This is a genomic window from Mesorhizobium sp. M7A.F.Ca.CA.001.08.2.1 (assembly GCF_003998455.1).
Lineage (GTDB): Bacteria > Pseudomonadota > Alphaproteobacteria > Rhizobiales > Rhizobiaceae > Mesorhizobium > Mesorhizobium ciceri.
This window is the reverse complement of the sequence record NZ_RZPW01001445.1, coordinates 1-515: the sequence shown is the minus strand read 5'-3', so window position 1 is coordinate 515 and position 515 is coordinate 1. Positions and strand designations below refer to the sequence as shown.

1 protein-coding gene is annotated in these 515 nt (G+C 59.8%); it reads right to left on the bottom strand.

What is annotated here, in order from left to right:
• The coding region (locus tag EN914_RS37890; RefSeq protein WP_164779303.1) for an autotransporter outer membrane beta-barrel domain-containing protein at positions 1–515 on the bottom strand (515 nt) is incomplete at both ends.

Genomic DNA, 515 nt, shown 5'->3' with positions numbered 1-515 from the left:
CTGCTGCAATTCGCCTCGCGCATAGGGGCTGATCACCATTCCGTTGCTTAGCGTGTAGTCGCCATAGATGCCGGGCTCGAGCTTGATCGCGCCAAAAGAAAGCTTGCTCTTGCCGAACTCGTTGCCGCCGCTGTCTTTATAGGGATCGCCACGGAAGGAAACGCCAAGCAGGCCGCCACGCAGATCGAAGCGGGTGCGCTCGCCCAGCTTGAAGATATGGCCGACCGATGCGGTCACTGCATAGCCCTTGGTATCATAGCTGCCGGTGGTGCCGAGCACGCCGTTCGTCACGTCGCTTCCACCGATGAAGCCGGAGGCCGAGACGAGCGCGTAATTGTAGTCCTTGCGAAACAGCGCGTAGCCGCCGAACAGGCCGGCCTTGTTGGTACCTTCGCCGATGGCATCAAATCCCCGAAACGCGCCGAGGTTGACGTCGGTCGAGGCGTAGCCGGCGAAAACGCCGATGTTCAGGCCGTACTCATTGTCGAACTGGAAGTGTTTGGCGGCATTGAAAT